The following is a 16,649-nucleotide window of genomic DNA, read 5'->3' on the forward strand; positions in this document are numbered from 1 at the left end:
GTCTTTTATTCTCAGCCACCGATGCTCACCCCTTCCTGCTGGGACCGGTATACGTCCCGGTATATCTCACAGCTCTCCATCAGCTCCTCATGGGTCCCCTGGGCGGCAATCCGGCCGCCGTCCATCACCAGAATCATGTCCGCGTCCCGCACGGAGGCCACCCGCTGGGCGATGATGAGCTTTGTGGCGTCCTTCAGCTCATTGGCAAAGGCCGACCGTATTTTGGCGTCCGTGGCCGTGTCCACGGCGCTGGTGGAGTCGTCCAGGATCAATACCCTGGGCTTTTTCAAAATCGCCCGGGCGATGCACAGCCGCTGCTTCTGCCCGCCGGAGACGTTGACGCCTCCCTGACCAAGGTCGGTGTCCAGGCCGTCGGGCATCCGCTCCAGAAACTCGTCGGCGCAGGCGGCGCGGCAGGCCGCCCACAGCTCCTCCTCCGAGGCATTGGGATCGCCCCAGAGGAGGTTCTCCCGAATGGTGCCGGAGAACAGCGTGTTCTTCTGCAAAACCACGCTCACCGCATCCCGCAGGTGCTCCATGGTGTAGGCCTCCACCGGCCGGCCGCCCACGGACACGGCGCCCTCTCCCGCCTCGTAAAGCCTGGGAATCAGAGACACCAATGTGGTCTTAGCGCTGCCGGTGCCTCCCAGAATGCCCACGGTGGCTCCGGAGGGAATGTGGAGGCTCACGTCCCGCAGGACCCACTCCGGGCTCTCCGCGCTGTACTTAAAGGACACATGGTCAAAGTCGATACTGCCGTCCTTCACGGCGGCGGGCGTCTCAGCGCCATTCTCATCGGTATCGGTCTCCGCCCGCTGGTCGGTAATGGCGGGCCGTTCCTCCAGCACCTCCACAATGCGGCGGGCACAGGCCACGGAGCGGCTGAGCATCATAAAGATCATGGAGACCATCATCAGAGACACCATGATCTGGGAGATATAGGTGAAGTAGGTCATCAGCTTTCCCGCCTCCAGGGTTCCGGCGTAGACCATCTGTCCGCCAAACCACATGACGGCGATGATGGTACCGTAGACAATCAGCATCATGATGGGCATGTTGATGACCACTACGCCGAAGGCCCGCAGGGAGGTGTCCTTCAAATCGTGGTTGCGGGCGGTGAATTTCTCCTTCTCATGCTCCTCCCGGACAAAGGACTTCACCACCCGGATGCCCGCCAGATTCTCCTGTACCACCAGGTTCAGCGCATCGGTCTTCTCCTGGAGAGAGCGGAACATGGGCCCCACCCGGGTCAAAATCAGCGCCACCACAATCAGCAGCAGCGGCAGCGCCGCCAAAAACACGCTGCTCAGCCGCAGGCTGATCCGGATGGACAGCACCAGGGCAGACACCAGCATCACCGGGGCCCGCACCAGCAGGCGCATGCCCATCATCAGCGTCATCTGCATGGCGTTGACGTCGTTGGTGAGCCTTGTCACCAGGGAGGCCGTGGAGAACTTCTCAATGTTGGAGAAGGCAAACTCCTGGATATGCTCATACTCCGCCCTGCGAAGATTGGCGCCAAATCCCTGGCCCGCTACGGAGGAAAACACCGCCGCCCCCAGGCCGAAGGCCAGAGACACCATGGCCATGACCACCATCAGTCCGCCCTTTTGCAGAATAAACGCCTGGTCGGCGTTTTTGATGCCGATGTCCACAATGTCGCTCATCACCAGGGGAATCAGCAGCTCAAACACCGCCTCCAGGGCGCTGCAAAGCACGCCGGCGGCAATCCATCTGCCGTACGGTCTGGCGTGCGGCCACAGTTTTTTTATCATGTATGCAGTTCCTCCTTTAAGTTCTCAACAATCCGGTCCAGCAGCCGCAGCAGTGTCTCCCGCTCCTCCGCGGAAAGGCCCCGGACCATAGCCTCCTCGCTGTCCAGAAAGCTCTCCACAAACCGGGCCTGCTGTTCTCTGCCCTTATCCGTCAGGGTGATAAGCCGCCGCCGGGCGTCCGTGTCGCTGACGGTCCGCTGCACCAGTCCCTTCTCCTCCATCCGGTCCAGAATACCGTTGACGGTGGAGGGCTTCGCCCGCATGAACTCCGTGAGCTCCCGCTGGGGAACCTGGCCGCCGTGCTGGTTGAGATACATCAGAACGCGGGTCTGGACCGGCGTCACGTCATAACGGGACACTCTCGCGTCCATGGCGCATTTTGCCATCTGCGCCGCCCAGCCCAGGGTGGGCCCCAGGCGGCGGGAATCATCCTGCCACATCGCCGCGCCTCCTTTCTCTGGCCTGGCAAAATATTTAGCCAGCTAAATATTAGCGGGCTAAATAATAACACACACTCCCGTGTCCTGTCAACGTGCAAAATGCCAATATTTTTGAACGATTTATGAACAAAATCAGAAGAATTTGGTCGAAATTGGAAGTGTTGTAAACAAATTGTGAAGGATGGGCAAAGACAGTTGACTTTTGGGTAAGCCTCGGATATGATGGACCCATCAAGCAGAAAGCTTGAGCTACACACACCATTTTCCCTCTCCTTTCTCTATAATCATACGGGGAACCGGGCAGTCCGCGAGGACTGCCCGGTTCCCCGTTTCCGGCAGATTGCGGCGGGAGGGGAGGAATGGCCCGCACAGAGGGGGGCGGCCATTCCTCCCCTCCCACCGCTCACTTTTGAATATCAACTTATTTTTATCGAAAAACAATAAAATTTTATTGACATTCAGCGTATCCCGTGGTAGGATACCAGAAAAAGGAGGTGTCCCGCCATGTGCTTGACTGCTTTTCTGATTCCCGCCGGACTGGCGCTGTTCATCCTGGCCGCGGTCCTGCTGGTACAGGGGATACGGCACAATCACAGGGGAAAGATGTTCTCCTCCGTAGGAATTCTGGCGATTTTGGCGGCCGGGTGCGCGGTGATGATGGAGTTCATCACCCGGCCGCTGTGAGAGGAGGATGCTTTGTGGAAAGGATTCCGGTACAGAAACTTGCGAAAGTGCTGTACGTTCTGGTACTGATCGCCCTGGCGTGCAACATCATTGCCGTGTATCTGGTGCCCGCTGTTGTTCTGGTGGGCGGCACCCAGAGGTTTGTGGCGCACCCGGAGTGGTGGGGCGGGCTGCAGGGGGCCACCGCAGCCTGGACCCACGGCTGGATTTGGTTCAGCGGCCACGAGTGGGCTTTGACTCTGTTTCTCGTCTTTGCCGGCGCCAATACCGCCGTCATCCTCTGGCAGGCCCGCCGGGTGCTGAAAACCGTTCTGGCTGGGACCCCTTTTGCGTCAGAGAATGCCGTCAGCCTCCGGCGGGCCGCCGTGTGCTGCTTCCTCATTGCCGCCGCGGCCCTGGCCCGGGTCATTTTCAGCGTCTGCTGCTACCGCTCTCCCCTACCCCTGGCCACCTACAATGCCCTGTTCGTCCCCATGTTCGCCATGGCAGGCCTCCTATGCCTGGTTATGTCCGCCCTCTTCCGCCAGGCGGCGGAGATGAAGGCGGAAAACGACCTGACGATTTGAGGTGGGCCATGATCGTGGTGAATTTGGATGTGATGATGGCCAAGCGGAAAATAACCCTCTCCCAGCTGTCGGAGAAGGTAGACGTGACGCTGGCCAACCTCTCGATTTTGAAAAACAACAAGGCCAAGGCGGTGCGTTTTTCCACCCTGGAGGCCATTTGCGCCGCCCTGGACTGCCAGCCGGGGGACATTCTGGAATTCGTGCCGGACCGGGAGCCCGGTCAATCATGAGACTTTTGCTGTCCGCAGATAACAGACAGCCCGAACAGGAGAATTGATATGGATCAGATGAAAAACGCCCTCATTCCGGAGGGTACGGCGAAGCCTGCCCAAAAGGCCCCCAGAATCTACAAGACCACCGCTCTCAGCCGCCTCATTCTGGCCGCGTCCCTGGCCCTGTGTCTCCTGCTGGTGAACGCCGCCACCTGGCCCTGGGGTATGGGAAACACCGTCACCGTCTTTGCCTGGTACGCCCTCCTCCTGCCCGCCATGGGCCGGGAGGCCCTGCTCCGCCGCCGGGAGAGCAGGGTCCTGCTGGCATACAACCTGCTGCTGGCCGCCTCCTTCGCCCTGACCTCCAATCCCTGGTTCCGGCTCTGGAATTTCCTGGCCCTGGTGCTGCTGGTCCCCATCCACACCGCCTCCCTGGCCTTCGGGGACCTGCTGCCCTGGTGGCGGCCCGCCATGGTGGGGGAGCGGCTGGGACTGCTGTGCCGCGGCGCCTTCTGCCACCTGGGCGCGGCGCCCGCGGCCATCTCCGCGGGGCGGGAGAAAAAAAGTCTGAGCCTCACGGTGGTGCTGGGCGCCGCCGCCGCGTTGGCGCTGGTGTCCGCCCTGCTACCGGTGCTGGCCTCCGCAGACGCCCTGTTTGCCGCTGCCACCCAAGGGCTGGTGGAGTTCATCCGCCTTCACTTCGCCCGGGAGCTCTGGAAACTCTTCTGGGCCCTGGCGCTGACGCCCTTTTTGTTCGGGCTCCTGTACTGCCTCCGCCACGTGCCGGTCCAGACCAAGGCCCGCACGCTCTACACCGTGGACAGCGCCCTCTTTGCCATTATCCTGGGGGCCCTGGACGTGCTGTACCTGCTGTTTCTGGCGGTGCAGTCCGCTGGGCTCTTCGGCGGACCGGAGTACCTGGCCCAGCGGGGTATCTCCTACGCCGACTGGGCCCGCAACGGCTTTTTCCAGATGGTGGGCGTCACCATCCTCAATCTGGCGGCGGTCATGGCGTCCCTGACCTTCTCCCAGCAGGAGAGCCGGGGCTGGCGGGCCGTCCAGGGACTGTCCGCAGCGCTGGTGGGGGAGAGTTTGATTCTTCTTGCCTCCGCCGCCTGGCGGATGACACTGTACGTCTCCGCCTACGGCCTCAGCTTCAAGCGCTTCATGACCTACTGGGGCATGGTGATGATGGCGCTGTTCCTGCTCTCGGCCCTGGAGAAAACCCGGAGGCCGGACCGCTCCTTCTGCCGCCGGGCCCTTCCCCTGGCCCTGGCGGGGTGGCTGGCAATCAACTGCATTCCCGTGGACTATCTGGTGGCGAAAAACCAAGTGGACCGGTATCTCTCAGGGGAGAGCCCCATTCTCAGCGTCCACTATCTGGCCTACGCTCTGTCCTATGACACCTTCTCCCAGCTGGAACGGCTGGACCCTGCGCTGCCCTTGGCAATCTGCGAGGGAGATTGGTGGAGCAGGCAGCATACGGCGGGCAGTCTGGTGGAGAAGCGGCGCGCGGCGGCCCAAGAGGACTGCGCCGACTGGCGCAGCTGGAACCTCTCCGCCTGTCTCGCCGCCGGAAGGAACTGATCCTCCCGGTCACAGAAAAGGAAAGGCCCGCTCTCTGAGCGGGCCTTTCCTAAAGTCCTGGCTTCTGACTCCTAATCCCCCACGCTGTGGGTCCGCAGATAGTCCAGCCAAATTCTGCACCCCGCCGGATTCAAATGCACGCCGTCGAAGTTCAGGTCCTTGGGCAAACACCCGTCTTCCCCGGTCAGCACCTCCGTCACATCCACCAGGGAGCACGCCTTCTCCTCCGCCAGGGCCCGGATAACCCCATTGTAGACGCCGATACGCTCGTTGTTCACATAGCTTCCCTTGGCGTCCTGCTTGGCGCTGACCGGCAGGATGGTCTGGAGAACAATTTCCGCGTCCGGATGGTCCTCCCGGATGCGGTCGATGACCCTGGCGTACTGGTCGTGGAAGGTCTCCTTTCTGCTCCAGCCCAGCTCGTTGATTCCCAGCATCAGATACACCTTGCCGCACTCAATTTCTGTCAAAGCGTCCAGCAGGGGGACCTTCTCCTTTCCGCCGGCAGGCCAGACCTTCTTGGTGAACACGGACTCCACCGTGGCCCCCACGCCGTAGAGATAGGTGCCGGTCTTCAATCCGCTGTAAAGGTGGAACCCCTCTGTGCGGGAGTCCCCCAGAAAGACGGCGTCCTCAAAATATGTATCGTCCACGGCCTCGCTCTCTGGCACCGGGGCAAAGGGCTCTTCCAAAACCGCTGCGGCCGTTTTAAGCTGCACCTGTTTTACCGCCGCGGCAGCATCCCGTTTTGTGTCTCCGGCCAGGCGAACAATTGCCGCAGCTTCTCTTGCCTTTTCCGGAAGCGGCTCTCGGGCGGCGCCCGCCGGCCCCGCCGGCGTCAGCAGCTCCGCGGACACCACCAGCATCACCAAAACTGCCGGCGTCCTCTTCCAATTTCGTTTTTTTCCCCGTTTTCCTGCCATGTGACTCCCCGCTCCCACTCTGTGATTTTTCCGCCGCTCTTATGCGCTTTTTATTATACATCATTTTGTCGGAAAATGTCGAAACAAATCAATAAAATTTTGATGACAAATTCTTTACAATTCTTACAAAATACAGGGAGTTTTTTACCGGTTCCTGCTGTGGCAGGACAAAAAGCGCCCGCGGACGGTCCGTCCGCGGGCGCTCAGAATTCAGAAGCTGCTTTCACAGGCGTTGAACACCGTCTGAACGGGGATTTCCGCGCCCATCCAGCATTCCCCACCTGTGAATACAGCTTCTTATTTCCTCAGATTCTCCGGGTAGGCTCCCGCCCGGTGGAGTTTCCTCAGTTCCTCCGCCACAGTCTCCCGGTCCTCCCGGTAGGTCATGCCAAACCACTTGTCCGCAGACCGGAGGACCGAGACCTCCAGCTCGTTTGTCCTCAACAGGTCGTCTACCATGATGGGCAAAAGGCACTCCGATTTCGGGTCCTGTCCCCCCTCCCCATGCAGAAAAGCGGCAAAATAACGCTCCAACACCGGAAAGATGGAGGGCATGAAGCCCCAGTAATTCATGGACACCGGGGACTGGGGGTCCAGAGGACAATCCGCTGTCAGATCCCGCAGGGTCCCGTCGGGATAGAGCTGGATTTTCTTCGTCTCCCGGACGGAGCGCAGCTGCCCGTCCTCCACCGTACAAATACCCCGGGAGACAGTGCCGTGGAGACTGGCTGTGTTTTTCAGCAGATATCCCACCATGGCGGCCTTCCTCTCCGCCGGGAGGCGCTTGAGCTCTCCATACATCGCCCGGTAAGCGTCGATGCCGTAGTAGTCGTCAGCGTTGATGACACAGCAGGGCTCATGGACCACGTCCGCGGCGCACAGCAGGGCGTGAACGGTGCCAAAGGGCTTGGTCCGCTCCGGCGGGAGCCGGTAAAAATCCGGCAGGGATGTAAAATCCTGGAAAGCATAAGCCACCTCCACAGGGCTTCCGTCCCCGGAGGTCCTCCTCTCCAAATAATCTCCGCATAGGCGGCGCACCAGACCCTCCATCTCCGGTTTGATGATAAATACCACCTTATTGAATCCCGCCCGCAGCGCATCGTAAATGGAGTACTCCATCAAAATCTCCCCATTGGGGCCAATGCCGTCCACCTGCTTGCTGCCGCCATAGCGGGACCCCAGACCCGCCGCCATGATGATCAGGGAAACCTTCATAAACATCCTCCGTACCCGGTCCGCCGCCTCAGACCACAGTGCGCAAACCGGCCTTTTGTACATAAGATCGCAGAATTACTATACCCCATCCTTCCCGGCTTTTCAACCACCCTTGACTTTTTCTTTGGAAGATTTATAATGGGGAATGCAAAACTGAGAATAATTTTCAAATTGGAGATGCCATATGCCATACAACACGAGACAAAGACAGGCCGTCCTCCACTGTCTGGAGGAACGGCCGGAGGAGGCTCTCTCCGCCTGTGAGATCGCGGAGACCCTGCGGCAGGACCAGTGCCCGGTGGGGCTGGCCACCGTGTACCGCCAGCTGGAACGGCTGGAGAAGACGGGCCGTGTCCACCGGATAGACACCGGAGAGGGCGCGCTGTACCAATTCTGCGTCCACGGCGGCGCCCGGGCCTGCTTTTTGCTCCGGTGCGAACACTGCGGCCGCATGGTCCATCTGGACTGCTCCCATCTGGAGGAGCTCTGCCGCCATCTGGCGGCAGACCACCGTTTCCGTATGGACCCCCGCCGGACCATTTTGACGGGGCTCTGCAGCGCCTGTGACGGAGAGGAGGTGCCCTATGGAACGGCCTGAACTGCTGGCCTGCCGGGACGTGTCCCTGGGCTATGAGGGGCAAAACGTCCTGACCCATCTGGATCTCTCCATCCGGGCGGGGGACTATCTCTGCATTGTGGGGGACAACGGCTCCGGAAAGTCCACGCTGCTGCGGGGCCTGCTGGGCCTGCTGACCCCTCAATCCGGCAAGATCTGGCGGGCGCCGGAGCTGCGGCGGGGGGCCATCGGCTACCTGCCCCAGCAGACCCGGGCCCAGCGGGACTTTCCCGCCACAGTGTACGAGGTGGTGCTCTCCGGCTGTCTCAACCAGCGGGGAACCCATTTTTTCTACTCCGGCGCCCAAAAATCGGCAGCACTGATGAATATGGGGAAGCTGGGCGTCCTGGAGCTGAAGGACGAGAGTTACCGCAGCCTCTCCGGCGGCCAACAGCAGCGGGTCCTGCTGGCCCGGGCGCTGTGCGCCGCCGGCCGCCTGCTGATTCTGGACGAGCCCATCACCGGCCTGGACCCTGCCGCCGCCCAGGATCTGTATAAGACGCTGGCCTACCTCAACGAAAAAGAGGGCATGGCTGTGGTCATGGTGACCCACGACCTGCGGCCCGCCCTGCGTCAGGCCCGTACCGTGCTCCATATCGGCCGCGGCAGTCTGTTCTACGGCACCGCGGCGGAATATCTGGCCTCCCCCCAGGGGCGGCGCTTTCAGGAGGTGGAGCCATGAGCCTGCTCCAGATGTTATCCTTCCCCTTCATGCAGCGGGCGCTGATCGCCGGGGTACTGGTGTCGCTGTGCTGCGCTCTGCTTGGGGTATCCCTTGTGTTAAAACGGTACTCTATGATCGGCGACGGGCTGAGTCATGTCTCCTTCGGAGCCCTGGCCATTGCCGTGGCCCTGGGCTTTACGCCGCTGTATTTCTCCATTCCCGTGGTGGTGCTGGCTGCCTTCTTCCTGCTGCGCATGGCGGGCAATCCCCGCTGGAACAGCGACGCGGCCATCGCCGCCGTCAGCGCCTCGTCTCTGGCCGTCGGAATCATGGTCATCTCCCGCACCACCGGCATGACCACCGATGTGGACAACTATATGTTTGGCAGCGTCCTGGCCATGTCCCGAGCGGATGTGGCGCTGTCCGTCCTGGTGTCGATTGCGGTGCTGAGCCTGTTCGTGCTGTTCTACCACAAACTGTTCGCCGTCACCTTTGACGAGAGCTTCTCCCGGGCCGCGGGGCTGAACGTGGACCGCTACAACACATTGCTGGCCGTTCTCACTGCGTTGACCATCGTGCTGGGCATGCGGATGATGGGGGCCATGCTGATCTCCTCCCTGATCATCTTCCCCGCCCTGACGGCCATGCGGCTCTTCAAGAGCTTCCGCGGCGTGATCCTCTGCGCCGCCGTCACCTCAGTGTCCTGCTTCTGCACCGGACTAACGGTGTCCTTTGTCTGTTCCACCCCGGTGGGCGCCACGGTGGTGTGCGCCAATCTAGCGCTGTTTTTGATCTCCTGCGCCGTCAGCGCCCTGCGGCGCTGACGGCGTGCGAGAAACCCGGTTTCATAACTCGCCGCCGGTCAAGAGGCAATCAAGGGTTCAGAATTTTACCTTCCCATCCGGCGCTACACCGATCCACGGCGATGGGCTTACTCGTCCCTGTCGGAAACGGCATATTCTAAAATAACCGCGGACCATTTGTCTGGCAAAACAAACCATTCAAGCTCCTTATTTTGGCAGCAGGCTGTTTCCTGCTCCAGCCAGCAGCGGCAGGCAACCTCGTATTGAAGAAAAATCCTTATGGCGCATAATCAGAGAGCAGTTTACCCAGTCTCCGCTATTTGGTGTCTGGACGCTGTCACCATTATACACTTCCAGCAAGACGGCAATCATAACGGGGCCGTCCGCCTGGTCCGAAGTGCCCTCCCGCATTTTTAGAAATAACCGTGATAAAAGATACCATTTCTGCAGCAGGCGCTTCCAGGGTCACACCGTCCCGCATCCAAAGGCGGCTTTCTACCCCGCCGGAATAAAACTTGCGGGGAGCGGTATACAGGAACGTGCGGCCCTCGTCATCCACTATTTCATAGATGGCAAATCCACCGCCCTTGTCCACATCTGCGCCACATACGCCGATCTGCTCCCTGATGCCCCCCCGCAGGCGTCCAAACATATTGAGCGCCGTCACTGTAATAGTGGGCCTGTTCATCCCAGCCGCCGCTCAACGGCGGGTCTGGGACATCATCCCCCGCCAGGATTGAGCCGGAGGACAAATGAGCCGGGGTCAATCTTACTCCGGGTTTGCTGGCAATCCAAAAATAATATTATCCTTTTTTGTAAAACACAAATGTTAATTTGTTGTTGATGATCTCTGTTTTTCCTGTTTGATAATAGCCCATTTTCATAATAAATGGCAATTTTATTTATTCTTGTAAAATAGTATCTAACTCCCAGCCCGAACAGCCATGAATACTTTCAGCTAACTGTAACGCCTTTTACGCATAGCCTTTATTCCTATATTTTTCCCTTGTGAAAATGGGGGATATCCTTTTGATCTTGCCTTCTTCCTTCTTGTCAACGACTCGTATAGCCCCTACCATTACACTATTTACCTCTATAAAAGTAATAATAAGTAAATGGTTGATCTAATCTCATTATTATCTTATCGATCTTTTCGGTTGCTGGACTCGTTTCTGTATCTTGATACTTCTCATATAAGCCTTGAAATGCCTTAACCTGCATTTTCCATAATTTCTCTGCGTCATCGCGTCATCAACACCTATTTTGATCAGATTCATTTCCATATCCATTCTCCAGATTCCAGTTTGTCACCTGATTATATTACGACCGATTCTTTATTTCGAGTTGCTGCTGATAAAATTGCTAATGCTTAGAACCATCAACACAAAAAGTAAAAGCGACTTATTTTATGGTGTGCAAAATCAAGTTGTTTCCACATAAGTATAGCAATTTACAGAATGGCCTTTAAGTAATTTTTGATAATATGATCAACATTGGAATAGCGTGGCAGCTGTCAATTGGGCAAAATGTTCCTGTGATACCTTACCTCACCCGAGCATCAGGAAAAGGGTCCCTGTTCTCCTCACACTTCCCCTGCCTGACCGAAGGGTCCACTCTTCTGAAAGGCGCCCTCACTCCGCCGCACAGCGGCGGAGTGAGGGCGCCTGTTCCTTCGGGGCGGACATTGTCAAAATAGATTTTTGTTGTTCTCGTCCACCACCTCTACCAGCTGGCCACGCTCAAAGAGGCCAATGGTCCCCAGTGGCAGCGGCATCAGCGCCAGGGCCGCCTCGCAGAAGGAGAGAAGCTGGTATGTGCAGATGCGGGTGTAGTCGTTGGGGTCCTCGGAGCCATCCTCGCCGATGACGCCCATGTACCAGCCGGAGTCCCCCTCGCAGGTGGGCTCCAGCCGCTGGAGATAGACGGTGTCCGCCTTTCTGGCGGTCTTCTTCATAAGCATGGTGTCCTGGAAGGAGGTGGTCACCGCCTGGACCGCAGCCTTATTCAGAACCTCCGTCTGCTCATGGAAGATCCGCAGGCTGAGGGACAGGTCCTCCTCTGTGGCGGAGAAGGGGTCCCCCACATAGTCGAAGGTCACCATCCGGAACTCCGGCCCCTGCTTTACAAACTTGTAAAAGCTCCACCCGATCTGGATGATGCTGCCATCCTCCAATATGCCGCCGGCCTTCTCCTCCTCCAGCAGGACCCCCGCCAGGAAGTCCGCCGTGGGCTTCCACTCCTCCCGGCAGGAGAGGGATACGGGCTTTCCATTAATATTGTAGGTGTATTTCATACGCTGCCTCCCAATCATATTGAATTGAAATGCCGTTGCACTTTCCTTGTTTCCTGTTTTTTTATCATATCAGATTCTGTCCCTCAGCGCAATCCCCCCAGCTCTGCGCCCGCAGGTGCAGACGGCGGTGCGCATTCGGTCGGGAAAATCAGCCATAACCTGCGTTTTTTCGTTGAGTCTCCCAACCAATCTCGGTCCTTTTATATTTTTTTTCAGATTCCTGTTTTCCTCGACAAATTGAGACAAGTTTTCCGCATGATTTTGTGTATTATAAAGATACTCCAATCCACATTTTGTGGTCGTTTAGAAAGGACGAAGAAAAATGCAGACGATTGCCAAAGAATATCTTTTGCTGTTCAACACACTGACAGACGCGGAAGAGACGCTTCGCAGGCTGGAGGCCCGGTTGATGGAGGCACAGCGGCAGGCCGAGGAGCTCTTTATGGAAAATACGGATCCCAACATACAGAATCCGGATTAAATACAGCGGCCCCGCTGGCAGCGGGGCCGCTCCTTTATGAATCCTCTCTCCTCGGCCCAGGCCGCGCACTCCACATCGCCCCGCGGTATCAGTCAAAAAGACGGGAACGCCAGGAGGCGTTCCCGTCTTTTCAGCAGGGGCATTTTCCCGATGTCAGTCCTCGCACAGACCGGCGGTGATCAGGGCCATGGAGTAGACCTCCTGGCCGTTGCAGCCCCGGGAAAGGTCGTTGATGGGGGCGTTCAGGCCCTGGAGAATGGGTCCGTAGGCCTCGAAGCCGCCCATGCGCTGGCAGATCTTGTAGCCGATGTTGCCGGCGTTGATATCCGGGAAGATGAAGGTGTTGGCCCGGCCCGCCAGGGGAGACTCGGGGCACTTGGTCTCCGCCACACGGTGGGACACGGCGGCGTCAAACTGCAGCTCACCGTCGATGATGATATCGGGGGCCTGGGCCTTGGCCTTGGCGCAGGCGTTGCGCATCTTGTCCACATCCTCGCCGGAGCCGGATCCGTGGGTGGAGTAGCTCAGGAACGCCATATGGGGGTCAATGCCGAAGAGGCGGGCCGTGCCGGCGGTCTCCAGGGCAATCTCCACCAGCTCATCCTCGTTCGGCTTGATATTGATGGCGCAGTCCGCCATAGCGATGACCTCGCGGTCGCCCACGGTGGTGGAGCGGACCAGAATGAAGCAGGAGGAGACGATCTTGCAGCCGGGCTTAGTCTTAATCAGCTGGAGTGCGGGGCGGACCGTGTCGGCGGTGGAGTAGGTGGCTCCACCCAGCAGCGCGTCGGCGTAGCCCATCTTCACCAGCATGGTGCCGAAGTAGTTGCCCTGCTTCAGCATGGAGCGGCACTGCTCCTCGGTCATCTTGCCCTTGCGCAGCTCCACCATGGCGGCCACCATCTTGTCCATGTCCTCAAAGGCCTCGGGGTCCACAATCTCGGCGCCCCGGATGTTAAAACCGGCCTCCTCCGCGGCGGCAAAGACCTCTTCGGGCCTGCCCACCAGGACAGGGGTCAGGAACGTACCGGACAGCAGGCGGGCGGAGGCCTCCAGAATACGGGGGTCCGTGCCCTCGGTGAACACAATCCTGCGGGGATGCGCCTTCAGCTTTTTGATAAGAAATTCAAACATGTTTCTATTACCTCCATAAAAGTCCACAGTACATGGATCAAGTTATCCTCATTATACACCACTGACCCGCCGGGTCAATTGAAAAATGAAAATCCTCACAAAAAAATTTACATTTATTCCACTGCCAGCCAAATAAAATATGCAAATTATACAAAATACACCCCTGAATTCTAGGCATACAGCCTCTTTTTTTCTCTAAAAATGCCGATCCTCGCCATTTTCCAGGGTTGACGGGAGCCGTAAAACGCGGTATGATACCAATGGTAACAAATTGTAACTTTTATGCCTTTTTCAGGAGTATTATGAGTCAACGACCAAGATCAAAGAAGTCGCCGTCCGGCGGGCGGCGCATTGCAAACCCCCGGGCAGAGCGCCAGGAAGACCGGCGGGAGGAGCACCGCCTGGACCCCTCGGTATCCACCGGCGCTACGGCGGGCCTCTATTCCCGGGGTCTTGCGCCGGAGCCCCCTGCGGTCACATCGGAAACTGCCCCCCAGGAACACGCGGTGGAGAACCGCCTCCGCCGCACGGCCAGGCGGCGGGCCGCCATCCCCGCCTGGGAGGAACCGGACCCAAAGAAGACCGCCGGAAAAACCGCCACTTCCCCGCGCAGATCCGGCGAGCCCCGGCCCACGGTTACCTGGTATCAGGCCATCGCTTGGAATCTAAAGCGGGCCAAACGCCGCTGGCGCCACATTCTGCGGGAAAAACGGGCTTCCCGCTTCCCTGAGTCCAACCGCTTTCCCATTCAAATCCTGCTGTTGATCTGGGGCATTTTTCCCATGTGGGGCAGTCTGCTGCAGGAGCGTCTCTGGGGCCACCGGAAACGGGCCATCAGCCGGGGCACCTCCCGGCCGGAGCGGCCGGAACGGGCCGGACACCGTGTGCTGTTCCCCCTGCTGTTCCTGGGGGGCACAGCCTGTATCGCTTTGGCAGCTCTGTTCCTCTCCACTTACACCTATGGCACCACGGTCAGTTACAATGGCGAGGTCATCGCCGCCATGAGCTCCCAGACCGCCGCCGAAGAGGTTCGCCACGATCTGGAGCAGATCACCACCCGCACTCTGGGTGAGAGCTTCACCATTGACGACTCCCTGATCCAATACTCCTCCGGCCTGCTGCGCCGGCAGGACCTGGTGGACCCGGAGACCTACGCCGAAGACCTCTCCCAGGAGGTGGGCCTGGTAACCGCCGCATACTGTCTGTATGTGGAAGGGGAATTTATTGGGGCCACGCCCTACGCTGGAGCCCTGGATGAACTCCTAAAGCAGCTGAAAGCCGCCGGCACCGACGAGGACACCATCTTCTGCGACTTCTCAGAGACTGTGAATATCAAAGAGGAGTACGTCCCCAGCGACCAGATCATGAATCTAGGGTATCTGGCAGAGACGCTGTACAGCACCAAGACCGCCGAGGTCACCTATGAGGTGAAACAGGGCGACACCTGGTCCGAGATCGCCGAGGACCACGGCCTGACTTCCAAGGAGCTGGAAGCCCTGAACCCCGGCTATGACATCAACAAGCTGCAGATCGGCGAAATCCTGACCATGTCCTCCTCCGTGCCCTACCTGACTAGGACGGTGGTCCAAAAGGAACGGTATGTAGCCGAGGTAAACTACGACGTGGAGTACACCGACGATAACAGCATGTACAAGGGCGACACCAAGGTGACCTCCAAGGGCGTCTTCGGCGCGGCGGACGTAGTGGCCAACGTCACCTACGTCAACGGCGAGGAGGTGGAGCGGACAGTCCTCTCCTCCGTCACTCTCCGGGAACCTGTGACGGAGCACCAGCTCCGGGGCACGAAGGAGCGTCCCACCTGGTATCCCACCGGCACGTTCCGCTGGCCCATTACGGGCCGTATTACCTCCCGCTTCGGCGGACGGAAGTCCCCCGGCGGCATCGGCTCCACCAACCACCAGGGCATCGACATCGCGGCCCCGCGTGGCACGCCGGTCTACGCCGCCGACGGCGGCACCGTCACCTACTCCGGCTGGATGGGCGGCTACGGCTATCTGGTGGAAATCGACCACGGCAACGGCTACAAGACTCGCTACGGCCATAACAGCAGCCTGACGGTCTCCGTGGGCCAGCACGTCTACAAGGGCCAGCAGATTGCACGGGTGGGCTCCACCGGCAACTCCACCGGCAACCACTGTCACTTTGAGGTCCGCTACAACGGCGTGGCCCGCAATCCGCTGAACTATCTGCCCTAGCGCGGCATATACGATGAAACGGGCCTCCCCTATCCGGGGAGGCCCGTTTTCTTTGCGCCAAAATCCTCTGTGTTCTCCATCTGCTCCAGCAGCGCCGCCATACTCTCCGGGGCCGGGCCGCAGCCCTCCCGGATCCACTTCTCCAGCTGGGAGAGGAGGATGGCGCAGGCGCCGCCCCGTCCTCCCGGACAGACCAGGTAAAGAGCTCATAGACGTCAGCAAAGTGGCAGTAAAAAGTCTGGCGGTGGATGCCGCACCGGTCCGTCAGGGGGTGGACCTGTACCCGCTCCAAGGGCGTGGTCTCCAGCAGCTCCCACAGAGCGTCCGCCAATTTGCGCTTTGTCCGTGTCCCCTTCAAGACTGTCTGCATACCGGCTTTCCCTCTATCTCTCCCGCAAAAATACGGTCTCACTCCCTGCTCTCCAGATATCTCTGCCCATATCTGCCCAAAATATAGGTTAAACCTGTATGTGATATAGCGCAAACCTCTGCTAAATACAAGTGTAACTTATAAAATTTCATTAAGGAGAAGCACATCCCATTTTTAAACTATTGGAATATCAATCGATTCCATTTGCCCTCCAAATATAGCATAAACCCATATAGGCTCCCCGTCTCATGTCTCGGGCGGCGGGCAGCGCGGGGAGGTTGCAGGGAGGGTATTATGGAGAACCATATCAGGCAGCTGCGGGAAGAATTTCACATGACCCAGGCCCGTCTCAGCATCGAGCTGGGAGCCTCCCAGGAGACAGTGAGCGCCTACGAAAACCGGAAGCATTACCCCAGTTTTCCACAATTGCAGAAGATGTCCGCTATCTTCCACGCCAGCATCGACTATGCCATGGGCCTCTCCGAAATCCGCCGCCCCGCTCTGCCCCGGGAAGCCGGGGATCTCTCCGCCCTGCTGGATCTGGCCCCGACCTATATCCTGGGAATGCTGGACACCTCCGCCCCGTGAAACGCGCCGGCCCGGCCGCCGAAGGCAGCCGGGCCCTCACCTCTTGAAAAATTTCACGAAAAGTTGAAGAAATCCGGGCCCC

Annotated in this window: 17 protein-coding genes; 10 read left to right on the forward strand and 7 right to left on the reverse strand. The window is 58.9% G+C overall.

The window, feature by feature from the left end:
- Positions 1 to 11: 11 nt before the first annotated feature.
- Both QZ326_RS00150 and QZ326_RS00155 read right to left on the reverse strand, forming a co-directional pair.
- Positions 12 to 1,775, reverse strand: a complete 1,764-nt coding sequence (locus QZ326_RS00150) for an ABC transporter ATP-binding protein (protein ID WP_295739853.1) — start codon at positions 1,773 to 1,775, stop codon at positions 12 to 14.
- Positions 1,772 to 2,215 carry a MarR family winged helix-turn-helix transcriptional regulator gene (locus tag QZ326_RS00155; protein WP_295739856.1) on the reverse strand — a complete coding sequence of 148 codons (444 nt, stop codon included), beginning with the start codon at positions 2,213 to 2,215 and terminating at the stop codon, positions 1,772 to 1,774. Before QZ326_RS00155 ends, QZ326_RS00150 begins: the two co-directional genes overlap by 4 nt.
- A 504-nt stretch (positions 2,216 to 2,719) precedes the next feature.
- Here QZ326_RS00155 and QZ326_RS00160 point away from each other — a divergent pair.
- Genes QZ326_RS00160 through QZ326_RS00175 form a run of 4 tightly spaced genes read left to right on the forward strand, consistent with a single transcriptional unit; the run spans position 2,720 to position 5,264 of the window.
- The gene (locus tag QZ326_RS00160; RefSeq protein WP_295739858.1) at positions 2,720 to 2,899 is read left to right on the forward strand and encodes a hypothetical protein; all 180 of its coding nucleotides are present in this window, start codon (positions 2,720 to 2,722) and stop codon (positions 2,897 to 2,899) included.
- Between the two features lie 14 nt (positions 2,900 to 2,913).
- Positions 2,914 to 3,465 (forward strand): DUF2975 domain-containing protein, encoded by a 552-nt coding sequence (locus tag QZ326_RS00165; RefSeq protein ID WP_295739859.1) that lies wholly within the window; start codon positions 2,914 to 2,916, stop codon positions 3,463 to 3,465.
- A gap of 8 nt (positions 3,466 to 3,473) precedes the next feature.
- The gene (locus tag QZ326_RS00170; protein WP_295739861.1) at positions 3,474 to 3,695 is read left to right on the forward strand and encodes a helix-turn-helix transcriptional regulator; all 222 of its coding nucleotides are present in this window, start codon (positions 3,474 to 3,476) and stop codon (positions 3,693 to 3,695) included.
- Positions 3,696 to 3,743: 48 nt separating this feature from the next.
- Positions 3,744 to 5,264, forward strand: coding sequence for a DUF4153 domain-containing protein (locus tag QZ326_RS00175; protein ID WP_295739864.1), 1,521 nt, complete (start codon positions 3,744 to 3,746; stop codon positions 5,262 to 5,264).
- A 71-nt stretch (positions 5,265 to 5,335) separates the two neighbouring features.
- Here the strand turns inward: QZ326_RS00175 and QZ326_RS00180 are convergent, their stop codons facing one another.
- Both QZ326_RS00180 and QZ326_RS00185 read right to left on the reverse strand, forming a co-directional pair.
- Complete coding sequence (locus QZ326_RS00180; RefSeq protein WP_295739868.1) at positions 5,336 to 6,187, reverse strand: GDSL-type esterase/lipase family protein; 852 nt, start codon at positions 6,185 to 6,187, stop codon at positions 5,336 to 5,338.
- A gap of 297 nt (positions 6,188 to 6,484) precedes the next feature.
- Positions 6,485 to 7,402, reverse strand: a complete 918-nt coding sequence (locus QZ326_RS00185) for a sugar phosphate nucleotidyltransferase (RefSeq protein ID WP_295739870.1) — start codon at positions 7,400 to 7,402, stop codon at positions 6,485 to 6,487.
- A 184-nt stretch (positions 7,403 to 7,586) separates the two neighbouring features.
- Here QZ326_RS00185 and QZ326_RS00190 point away from each other — a divergent pair, with 184 nt between their 5' ends.
- The 3 genes from QZ326_RS00190 to QZ326_RS00200 are packed head-to-tail and all read left to right on the forward strand — an operon-like array spanning position 7,587 to position 9,506.
- A complete protein-coding gene (locus QZ326_RS00190; RefSeq protein WP_295739873.1) occupies positions 7,587 to 8,000 on the forward strand; it encodes a Fur family transcriptional regulator in 414 nt (137 codons plus the stop codon).
- On the forward strand, positions 7,987 to 8,700 hold the full coding sequence (locus tag QZ326_RS00195) for a metal ABC transporter ATP-binding protein (protein ID WP_295739876.1): 714 nt from the start codon (positions 7,987 to 7,989) through the stop codon (positions 8,698 to 8,700). Before QZ326_RS00190 ends, QZ326_RS00195 begins: the two co-directional genes overlap by 14 nt.
- Entirely contained in the window at positions 8,697 to 9,506 is an 810-nt protein-coding gene (locus QZ326_RS00200; RefSeq protein WP_295739879.1) for a metal ABC transporter permease, read from the forward strand. The genes QZ326_RS00195 and QZ326_RS00200 overlap by 4 nt, the downstream gene beginning before the upstream one ends.
- A gap of 322 nt (positions 9,507 to 9,828) precedes the next feature.
- Here the strand turns inward: QZ326_RS00200 and QZ326_RS00205 are convergent, their stop codons facing one another.
- Positions 9,829 to 10,173, reverse strand: coding sequence for a hypothetical protein (locus QZ326_RS00205; RefSeq protein ID WP_295739882.1), 345 nt, complete (start codon positions 10,171 to 10,173; stop codon positions 9,829 to 9,831).
- Between the two features lie 999 nt (positions 10,174 to 11,172).
- Positions 11,173 to 11,778 (reverse strand): hypothetical protein, encoded by a 606-nt coding sequence (locus tag QZ326_RS00210; protein ID WP_295739885.1) that lies wholly within the window; start codon positions 11,776 to 11,778, stop codon positions 11,173 to 11,175.
- 322 nt (positions 11,779 to 12,100) lie between these two features.
- On the opposite strand from QZ326_RS00210, the gene QZ326_RS00215 reads away from it, so the two are divergent.
- Positions 12,101 to 12,259: a hypothetical protein gene (locus tag QZ326_RS00215; protein WP_295739886.1), complete on the forward strand. Its 159-nt coding sequence runs from the start codon at positions 12,101 to 12,103 to the stop codon at positions 12,257 to 12,259.
- A 153-nt stretch (positions 12,260 to 12,412) separates the two neighbouring features.
- Here QZ326_RS00215 and pta read toward each other — a convergent pair whose 3' ends face one another.
- Positions 12,413 to 13,393 (reverse strand): phosphate acetyltransferase, encoded by a 981-nt coding sequence (gene pta, locus QZ326_RS00220; RefSeq protein WP_295739889.1) that lies wholly within the window; start codon positions 13,391 to 13,393, stop codon positions 12,413 to 12,415.
- Between the two features lie 302 nt (positions 13,394 to 13,695).
- Between pta and QZ326_RS00225 the strand changes: the two genes are divergently transcribed.
- Both QZ326_RS00225 and QZ326_RS00230 read left to right on the forward strand, forming a co-directional pair.
- On the forward strand, positions 13,696 to 15,609 hold the full coding sequence (locus QZ326_RS00225) for a peptidoglycan DD-metalloendopeptidase family protein (RefSeq protein ID WP_295739891.1): 1,914 nt from the start codon (positions 13,696 to 13,698) through the stop codon (positions 15,607 to 15,609).
- 664 nt (positions 15,610 to 16,273) lie between these two features.
- Positions 16,274 to 16,567, forward strand: a complete 294-nt coding sequence (locus QZ326_RS00230) for a helix-turn-helix transcriptional regulator (RefSeq protein ID WP_295739893.1) — start codon at positions 16,274 to 16,276, stop codon at positions 16,565 to 16,567.
- Positions 16,568 to 16,649: the final 82 nt, after the last annotated feature.

Source organism: uncultured Oscillibacter sp., from assembly GCF_910587525.1.
In the GTDB taxonomy this organism is placed as follows: Bacteria; Bacillota; Clostridia; order Oscillospirales; family Oscillospiraceae; genus Oscillibacter.